The sequence below is a fragment of the Mycobacterium sp. 852013-51886_SCH5428379 genome (genome assembly GCF_001665575.1).
Taxonomy (GTDB): domain Bacteria; phylum Actinomycetota; class Actinomycetes; order Mycobacteriales; family Mycobacteriaceae; genus Mycobacterium.
In genome coordinates this window covers 151,343-160,661 of record NZ_LZSU01000018.1, presented here as the reverse complement: position 1 = coordinate 160,661, position 9,319 = coordinate 151,343, and the positions used below count along the sequence as shown (strand labels likewise).

The following is a 9,319-nucleotide window of genomic DNA, read 5'->3' as shown; positions in this document are numbered from 1 at the left end:
GCGGGCGGACTGGTCGATGACAGCGATCAGCGCGGCGTCGTCTCGCCCCGCGAACACCGTATCGAACATAGTTTCGAGTGTAGTCGAAACCGCTGACACGCCAACGAGTTATCCACAACCCCTGGGGAGTTCAGCGACCCAGCTTCCGCCAGAGGAACTCGTAGATCAGCGCCGCGCGGAACGCCGCCTGCGAATTGTCCGCCGCGCCACCGTGGCCACCCTCGATGTTCTCGTAATACTGCACCGGCTGTCCGGCGTCCTCGAGCGCTGCCGTCATCTTCCGCGCATGGCCGGGATGCACCCGGTCGTCACGCGTCGAGGTGGTGATCAGAACCGGGGGATAGCGGCGGTCGGAAGCCGTCGAGATGTTTTGATAGGGAGAGTATTTCGAGATGAACTCCCAGTCGTCCGGCTCGTCCGGGTTGCCGTATTCGGCCACCCACGACGCCCCGGCCAGCAGCAGGTGGAACCGCCGCATGTCGAGCAGAGGCACGCTGCACACCAGCGCTCCGAACCGCTCCGGATACTGCGTGAGCATGACGCCCATCAGCAGACCGCCGTTGCTGCCGCCCTGCGCACCCAGCTGCTCGACCGTCGTGATTCCGCGTTCCACGAGATCTGCGGCCACCGCGGCGAAGTCCTCGCCGACGAGGTGACGGCCCTCCCGCATCGCCTGGGTGTGCCACGTCGGTCCGTACTCGCCGCCGCCACGGATGTTCGCCAGCACGTACGTTCCGCCGCGCGACAGCCACAACCGACCCAGCACGCCGTCGTAGCCCGGTGTCCGCGACACCTCGAATCCGCCATATCCGCCCAGCAGCGTCGGCCCGGGCGTCTGCTGATGACGGTGCCCCACCACGAAGTAGGGGATCCTGGTGCCGTCGGCCGACGTCGCGAAGTGCTGATCGACCGTCAGATCAGCGGCATCGAAGAACGACGGCGCCCGCTTGATCTCGGTCAACGTACCGCCGGCGGAGCCGTGTAGCAGTCGTGACGGCGTGTCGAATCCGCTTGAGTCCAGGAAGATCTCGTCACCGAGATCATCGGCAGCGACGATCACGGTGTTGGTGTTCTCCGGCAGTCCGGGAACCGGTTGGGCCGTCCACTCCCCGGGCGTGTACACCTCGACGCGGCTCGCGACGTCCGCGAGCGTGACGACGACGAGCCGGTCACGGGTCCATGCGTAGTGGTGCAGGCAGGTGTGCGCATCGGGCTCGAACACCGTCACCATATCCGCTGCGCCGGAGAGGAATTTGTCGTAATTGGCAGCCAGAAGCGAACCTGCCCGGTGGGCGCCCCAGTCGGTGCGCAACTCGATCAGCAACCACTCCCGGTGCACCGACACCGTGGCGTCGGTCGGTGCCTCGATGCGCAGGAGCTCACCGCCGCGCAGTTCGTAGACCTCGTCGTTGAAGAAGTCGATCGCGCGACTCACCATGGTCCGCGAGAATCCTGGTGTGCGATCGACCGACGCGGCGACGATGACGTCGGTTGCGTTGCCGGAGAACACCGTCTCGGCCTCGACGAGTGGCGTACCGCGCCGCCACCGCTTGACCAGTCGCGGATACCCGGATTCGGTCAGCGAGCCCTCGCCGAAGTCGGTGCCCAGAAGTACGGTGTCGGCGTCCTCCCAGTCGATCTGGGTCTTCGCTTCGGGCAGTTCGAAGCCTCCGTCGACGAATTCGCCTGTCAGCATGTCGAATTCGCGGACAATCGCGGCATCCGCGCCACCGCGCGACAGACTGACCAGTGCCCGCGTGTGCTCCGGCTCCAGCACCCCCGCACCCGCCCACACCCAGTTCTCGTCGTCGGCGCGGGCGAGGGCGTCGACATCGATCACGACCTCCCAGTCCGGCTCCTCGGTCCGGTAGCTGTCCAGGGTGGTGCGCCGCCACAGCCCGCGCGGGTTGGCCGCATCGCGCCAGAAGTTGTACAGGTACTCACCGCGGCGCCGGACATACGGGATCCGCGCGTCGGTGTCGAGTACCTCGAGCGCCTCGGTGCGCAGTTGCTCGAAGCGGTCCCCACCGAGGTCGGCCAAGGTCGGGTCGTTGTGCTGTCGCACCCAGTCCAGGGCGTCGTCGCCGGTTACGTCCTCGAGCCACAGGTATGCGTCGTCAGCCACCTACCCATTGTCGCCTGCGTGAGCTCAGCTCAGGTGATGCACCTCCTGCATCCCGTACACCGGCGTCGGCAACCCCTCGAACCGCGCCTTGAGCTGCAGCGCCAGATACAGCGAGTAGTGCCGCGACTGATGCAGGTTCCCGCCGTGGAACCAGAGGTTCTCCTGACGCGTGGGCTTCCACATGTTCCGCTGTTCGCCCTCCCACGGGCCCGGATCCTTGGTGGTCGCCGAACCCAGACCCCACACCTTGCCGACCTTGTCGGCCACCTCCTGGCCGATCAGATCGGCGGCCCAGCCGTTCATCGAGCCGTAGCCCGTCGCGTAGACCACGACATCGGCGGGCAGAACCGTGCCGTCGGCCAGCACCACCGAATCCTCCGTCAGATGCGACACCTGACCCTGCCTGAGCTTGATCGTCCCGTCGGCCACCAGATCGCAGGCCCCGACGTCGATGTAGTAGCCCGAACCGCGGCGCAGGTACTTCATGAACAACCCGGAATCGTCATCCCCCCAATCCAATTCGAAACCAGCAGCGGCCAGCCGGTCGTAGAAGTCGCGGTCCCGCTCGCGGATCGCGTCGTAGATCGGCTTCTGGAACTCGTGCATGATCCGGTACGGCAGGGAGGCGAACGTCAGATCCGCCTTCTCCGTCGTCATCCCCGCGGCCAGCGCCCGCTCTGAATAGAGGTCGCCGAGACCGAGGTCCATCAGCGAATCCGATTTGACGATGTGCGTCGAGGACCGCTGCACCATCGTCGTGTCGACGCCGTTCTCGACGAGCGCCTTGCAGATGTCGTGCGCGGAGTTGTTCGACCCGATCACTACCGCGCGCTTGCCGAGGTAGCGGTCCGGTCCGGGGTGTGCGCTGGAGTGGTGCTGTTCGCCGCGGAACACGTCCTCGCCCGGCAGGACCGGCACGTTCGGCTTCCCCGACATTCCCGTGGCCAGGATCAACTGCGTCGGACGCAGCGTCAGCCGCTCGCCGTCCCGGTCGACCTCGACGGTCCACGTGTGGGTGCCGGAGTCGAAGGAGGCCGACAGGCACGTCGTCTTCGACCAGTACGGCACTTCCATCACCCGGGTGTAGAACTCCAGCCAGTCGCCGATCTTGTCCTTCGGCGCGAACACCGGCCAGTTCGACGGGAACGGCAGATACGGCAGGTGGTCGTACCAGACCGGATCGTGCAGGCACAGCGACTTGTAGCGGTTGCGCCACTGATCTCCCGGCCGCTCGTGGCGGTCGACGACGATGGCCGGCACCCCGAGTTGCCGCAGCCGGGCGCCCAGCGCGATGCCACCCTGGCCGCCGCCGATGACGAGCGCGTAGGGCTGGACAGTCCGCCCCAGCGCCGCCTCCTCGTCGGCTCGTTTCTCCGCCCACGACCGGGGGTCCGGATCCGAGCCGTGCACCGCGCCGAGCACCCGCGACGGGCCCTTGCGCTCCTCATGGCCCTTGATCTCCTGCAGGGTGGTCAGCAGAGTCCACGCCTGGTCCCCGCGTAGTCGCAGATGCCCCACGCCGCGGCCGACCGCCGTCTCGAACTCGATGAACGCGCTGGTCACGTTGCCGTCGAGCACCGGGGCCTCCCGGGTGCGGAACCGCGCGGGCGCGGTCTCGGCCAGCCGTGCGGACAGCATGTCGGCGATGCCGTCGCGGCCCTCGAGCGTCTTCAGATTCCAGGTGAAGGCCACCAGGTCCCGCCAGAAACTGTCGGTCGCGAACTTAGCCACCACGCGCTCGATGTCGCGCACCGCCAGCGCGGCCTCGAAGTCGGCGAGCCAGGCGTCGACGCGCTGCTGCGGCGTCAGATCGGTGGTGGGTTCCAGAGTCTGTGTCATGTGAGCCAGCCCACACGCCGGTGCGATGCCCGCACAAGGGTTGCACGCCGTTGCACGTGCAACGCCATGCAACTCTTTCGGGGTGTGGCCGCGGTCACATAGAACTGGGGCCATGAAAGCCGCCGTCTACCACGGACCCAACAAGCTCGAGATCGCCGACGTCCCCGAACCCGACACGCGTCCGGGCACCGTCAAGGTGCAGGTGGGTTTCAACGGGATCTGCGGGACCGATCTACACGAGTACTACGCCGGCCCGATCTTCATCCCCACCGAACCGCACCCGCTGACCGGGCGCGAACTGCCGCTGGTCATGGGCCACGAATTCTCCGGCGTCATCACCGAGGTGGGCGCCGGCGTCTCCGGCTGGAGCGAGGGCGACCGGGTCGCGGTCGAACCGCTCTACACATGTGGACACTGCACGCCATGTCAGGCGGGCAATTACAACATCTGCGCTCAGATCGGCTTCCACGGGTTGATGTCCGACGGCGGCATGGCCGAGTGCACCGTGGTGCCGACACCGATGCTGCACCGCCTGCCCGACAACGTGAGTCTCGAGCTCGGGGCGCTGGTCGAGCCGATGTCGGTGGCCTATCACGCCGCCACCCTCGGGGACGTGCGGGCAGGGGACACCGCCGTCGTGTTCGGCGCCGGACCTATCGGCATCGGACTCTGGTTCGCGCTGCGCGGCAAGGGCGTCGAGGACGTCTTCGTGGTCGAACCGTCGGCCACCAGGCGCGCGTCGATCGAAGCACTCGGCGCGCACACCCTCGATTCCGGCGGCGTGGACGTGCCCGGCTTCATCGCCGAACACACGCGCGGACGCGGCGCCGACGCCGTCTTCGACGCCGCGGGGGTGACGCCCGCTGTGGAGACCGCCCTGTCCTGCGTCGGTGCGCGAAACCCCATGGTGAGTGTCGCGATCTACGAGAAGCCGCTGACCACCCCGCTGCTGAACCTCGTGATGAACGAGTCCCGCATCCAGGGCTCGCTGTGCTACACGGCGGCCGACTTCGAAGCTGTCATTGCGCTGATGGCCCGGGGCGCGTACGACACCACCGGATGGGTCAGCGCCATCGCCATCGACGACGTCGTCGACGAAGGATTCGAAGCCCTGCACGCCGGCGAGAAGATGAAGGTCCTCGTCGACCCGACGAAGGAGCACTGATGGCAACGCAGATTCCCGCGCCGCTCGCGGGCAAGGTCGCTCTGGTCACCGGCGCCGGACGCGGCATCGGCCGCGGCATCGCCGTCGAATTGGCCCGTCAGGGCGCGGACGTGGCGCTGGTTGACGTCTCCGAAGGCGGCCTGAGCCGGGTGGCCGACGAGCTCGCCGAGTCCGGCGCCAAGACAACGACATTCGTTGCCGACGTCAGTGACCGGGACGCGGTGTTCGCCGCCGTCGACCATGCGGCGTCCGCGCTCGGCGGGTTCGACGTCATGGTCAACAACGCCGGCATAGCGATGGTCGGGCCGATCGCCGAGGTGACGCCCGACGACCTCGCGCGACTCTGGGCCATCAACGTCGACGGCGTCCTGTGGGGTATCCAGGCGGCGGTGGCGAAGTTCAAGGCGCTGGGCCGGAGCGGCAAGGTGATCAACGCGTCGTCCATCGCGGGACACGAGGGGTTCGCGATGCTCGGTCCCTACAGCGCCACCAAGTTCGCGGTGCGCGCGCTGACCCAGGCCGCCGCCAAGGAGCACGCCGCCGACGGCATCACCGTCAACGCGTACTGCCCCGGCGTGGTGGGCACCGACATGTGGGTGGAGATCGATCGGCGCTTTGCCGAACTGACCGGTGCCGCCGAGGGCGAGACGTTCGAGAAGTTCTCCGCGACCATCGCGCTCGGCAGGCCGGAGACGCCCGAGGACGTGGCCGGATTCGTCGCCTACCTCGCCGGACCCGGTGCCGACTACATGACCGGGCAGGCCGGGCTCATCGACGGCGGCATGGTCTACCGGTGACCGCGTTGGCGCGCCGCTGTGACGGGGAGCACAATCGGCTGTGATGCCCCGCCCGCCCGTCCCTGAACCCGCTGTCGCAGCGGGGGAGGATCCGCGTCAGTACGCCCGCCTCATGTCGGCGGTCTACGACGCCACCATGGCCGGTGACCGGGCGCCCGCCCGCCCTCGCCGCATCATCGAGGAGTCCTGGCGCAGGCTGATGGCCCGCGGCATCGAGCCGGACACGCTGCCCGACCCGGAGGTCGAGGGCGCGACGCTGGAGGAGTTGCGCCAGTCGTCGGGTCTGATGTCCGTGCTCGACGACCTCGCCCGCGGCCTGGAATCGCTGATCGTCGAGGGCGACAACATCCTCGTGGTCGCCGACGCGCGGGGCCGGGTGCTGTGGCGCGCCGGCTCGCGTGCGGTGCTGAGCTCGGCGGACCGGTTGGGCTTCGTCGAGGGCGCGCACTGGGGTGAGAACGCGGTGGGCACCAATGCAATCGGCACCGCGCTGATGTCCAACGCGGCGGTGCAGGTGTTCTCCGCAGAGCACTTCGCGCGCAGCCACCACGCGTGGACGTGCGCGGGCGCGCCCATCAAGGATCCCCGCACCGGGCACGTGATCGGCGTCGTCGATGTCTCCGGTCCCGCCGCCACGGTGCATCCCACGACGGTCGCGCTGGTCGACGCCGTCGCCCGTCTGGCCGAATCGCATCTGCGCGAACAGCACAACCGCACGTTGAACAGCTTGTGCATGGTTGCCGCACCGATCCTCGCCCGCATCGGCAGCCCCGCGCTCGCGGTCGACCCTGACGGCTGGGTCGCCGCGGTCGACTCACTGCCACCGCACCACCGCATCGCGCTACCCCGCGACGTCACCCCCGGCCGGCTGCTCGTCCCGGCACTGGGACCGTGCGACGTCGACCCGTTGCCCGGGGGCTGGCTGGTCCGGTTGGCCGACGACCCGGAGACGGCGGCGGCAGGGACGCAGGCCGCGCTGGATCTGAGCAATCCCGACACCCCGACGCTGAAGATGATCGGCCCGGCCGGCGGCTGGCGTCACGACCTCAGCCTGCGGCACGCGGAAATCCTTCTCGCCCTGTCGATCCGGCCGAGCGGACGCACCGCGCCCGAGCTGGCAGGCGACCTTTACGGCGACGCGTCGCGGGTGGTGACGGTGCGAGCCGAGGTGTCGCGGATGCGGAAGCAGTTCGTGGGTCTGCTCGCCGCCCAGCCGTACCGGATCGCGAACTCCGTACGCCTCGACGTGCGCTACCCCGCCGATAGGATGCGACTCCTACCGGCATCCACCGCTCCGGTCGTCCGCGCCGCGCGCATCGACCCACCGGATCATCCACCCCATCAAGGAGGAAACGCATGACCCTGTACGCACGCCCCGGTGCCGCCGACGCACTGATGACCTTCGAGTCCCGCTACAGCAATTTCATCGGGGGAGAATGGGTTCCGCCGGCCGGCGGGGAGTACTTCGAGAATCCGACGCCCGTCACCGGACAGGCGTTCTGTGAGATCCCGCGCTCCACCGAGGCCGACATCGACAAAGCACTCGACGCCGCCCACGGCGCGGCCACCGCCTGGGGGAAGACGCCCGCCGGTGAGCGCGCCGGGATCCTGCTCAAGATCGCCGACCGCATCGAGCAGAACCTCGAGTCGCTGGCACTGGCCGAGTCCTGGGACAACGGCAAACCCATCCGCGAGACGCTCAACGCCGACATCCCGCTGGCCGTCGATCACTTCCGCTACTTCGCGGGTGCCCTTCGCGCGCAAGAGGGTTCACTGAGCCAGATCGACGACGACACCGTCGCCTACCACTTCCACGAACCGCTCGGGGTCGTCGGCCAGATCATCCCGTGGAACTTCCCGATCCTGATGGCCACCTGGAAGCTGGCACCCGCGCTGGCCGCGGGCAACGCCGTGGTCCTCAAACCGGCCGAGCAGACTCCGGCGTCGATCCTCTACCTGATGAACCTGATCGGGGATCTGCTGCCCGCCGGAGTCCTCAACGTGGTCAACGGATTCGGCGTCGAAGCCGGTAAGCCGCTGGCGTCGAGCAACCGGATCGCCAAGATCGCGTTCACCGGGGAGACCACCACGGGCCGGCTCATCATGCAGTACGCGTCGCAGAACCTGATCCCGGTGACGCTCGAGCTCGGCGGCAAGAGCCCGAACATCTTCTTCTCCGACGTGATGGCCGCCAACGACGACTACCAGGACAAGGCGCTCGAGGGCTTCACCATGTTCGCCCTGAACCAGGGTGAGGTGTGCACGTGCCCGTCGCGCAGCCTGGTGCAGGCCGATATCTACGACGAGTTCCTGGAACTCGCGGCCATCCGCACCAAGGCTGTGCGCCAGGGCGATCCGCTGGACACCGAGACGATGATCGGTTCGCAGGCGTCGAATGATCAGCTCGAGAAGGTGCTGTCCTACATCGAGATCGGCAAGGACGAGGGTGCGCGGGTGGTCACCGGCGGTGAGCGCGCCGAACTCGGTGGCGACCTCAACGGCGGGTTCTACGTCCAGCCCACGATCTTCGAGGGCCACAACAAGATGCGGATCTTCCAGGAGGAGATCTTCGGCCCGGTCGTGGCCGTCGGGAAGTTCAGCGACTACGACGACGCCATCGCCCAGGCCAACGACACCCTCTACGGTCTGGGCGCCGGGGTGTGGTCCCGCGACGGCAACACCGCATACCGGGCCGGGCGCGACATCAAAGCCGGCCGGGTGTGGACGAACTGCTATCACATGTACCCCGCACACGCGGCGTTCGGCGGCTACAAGCAGTCCGGCATCGGGCGCGAGACGCACAAGATGATGCTCGACCACTACCAGCAGACCAAGAACCTGCTGGTGAGCTACGGCGACAAGGCGCAGGGCTTCTTCTAGATGACACTGCACCGGGCGCTCGTCACGCGGGCCGCGGCGGACCTGCTGGAGAAGCTGCAGGCCCGCCACGGCGCGCTGATGTTCCACCAGTCCGGCGGGTGCTGTGACGGGTCGTCGCCGATGTGTTACCCCGACGGCGACTTCATCGTCGGGGACCGCGACGTGTTGCTCGCGGTCCTCGACGTCGGCGCTGACGGCGTGCCGGTGTGGATCTCCGGACCGCAGTTCGACACCTGGAAGCACACCCAATTGGTGATCGACGTGGTGCCCGGCCGTGGCGGCGGGTTCAGCCTCGAGGCGCCGGAGGGAATGCGGTTCCTGTCCCGTGGCCGCGCCTTCACCGACGCCGAGAACGCGGCGCTGACCGCGGATCCGCCGGTCACCGGCGCCCAGTACGCCGAGGGTCGGCGCCCGGCGGGACGCGCCGACGTGGTGGCCGAGGCAATCGATGCCTGTCCGATACCTGGGCGCGCCGCGCGCGTGCAGGGTTAGCGGCGCATCCCGGCGTTATCG

Annotated in this window: 7 protein-coding genes; 5 read left to right on the top strand and 2 right to left on the bottom strand. The window is 68.2% G+C overall.

Annotated features, from left to right (window positions below):
- Window positions 1–130 precede the first annotated feature (130 nt).
- The gene (locus tag A5757_RS07435; RefSeq protein ID WP_066830849.1) at window positions 131–2,125 is read right to left on the bottom strand and encodes a prolyl oligopeptidase family protein; all 1,995 of its coding nucleotides are present in this window, start codon (window positions 2,123–2,125) and stop codon (window positions 131–133) included.
- A gap of 24 nt (window positions 2,126–2,149) precedes the next feature.
- Window positions 2,150–3,964, bottom strand: a complete 1,815-nt coding sequence (locus tag A5757_RS07430) for an NAD(P)/FAD-dependent oxidoreductase (RefSeq protein WP_066830848.1) — start codon at window positions 3,962–3,964, stop codon at window positions 2,150–2,152.
- Between the two features lie 112 nt (window positions 3,965–4,076).
- On the opposite strand from A5757_RS07430, the gene A5757_RS07425 reads away from it, so the two are divergent.
- From A5757_RS07425 to A5757_RS07405, 5 genes are read left to right on the top strand one after another with little or no spacing between them, the layout of a single operon-like run.
- Window positions 4,077–5,129: a 2,3-butanediol dehydrogenase gene (locus tag A5757_RS07425; protein ID WP_066830847.1), complete on the top strand. Its 1,053-nt coding sequence runs from the start codon at window positions 4,077–4,079 to the stop codon at window positions 5,127–5,129.
- Complete coding sequence (locus A5757_RS07420) at window positions 5,129–5,926, top strand: acetoin reductase (RefSeq protein ID WP_066830846.1); 798 nt, start codon at window positions 5,129–5,131, stop codon at window positions 5,924–5,926. Before A5757_RS07425 ends, A5757_RS07420 begins: the two co-directional genes overlap by 1 nt.
- Window positions 5,927–5,969: 43 nt before the next feature.
- Window positions 5,970–7,286, top strand: coding sequence for a GAF domain-containing protein (locus A5757_RS07415; RefSeq protein WP_066830844.1), 1,317 nt, complete (start codon window positions 5,970–5,972; stop codon window positions 7,284–7,286).
- Window positions 7,283–8,806, top strand: a complete 1,524-nt coding sequence (gene adh / locus A5757_RS07410; protein ID WP_066830842.1) for an aldehyde dehydrogenase — start codon at window positions 7,283–7,285, stop codon at window positions 8,804–8,806. The genes A5757_RS07415 and adh overlap by 4 nt, the downstream gene beginning before the upstream one ends.
- On the top strand, window positions 8,807–9,298 hold the full coding sequence (locus tag A5757_RS07405) for a DUF779 domain-containing protein (RefSeq protein WP_066830840.1): 492 nt from the start codon (window positions 8,807–8,809) through the stop codon (window positions 9,296–9,298).
- Window positions 9,299–9,319: the final 21 nt, after the last annotated feature.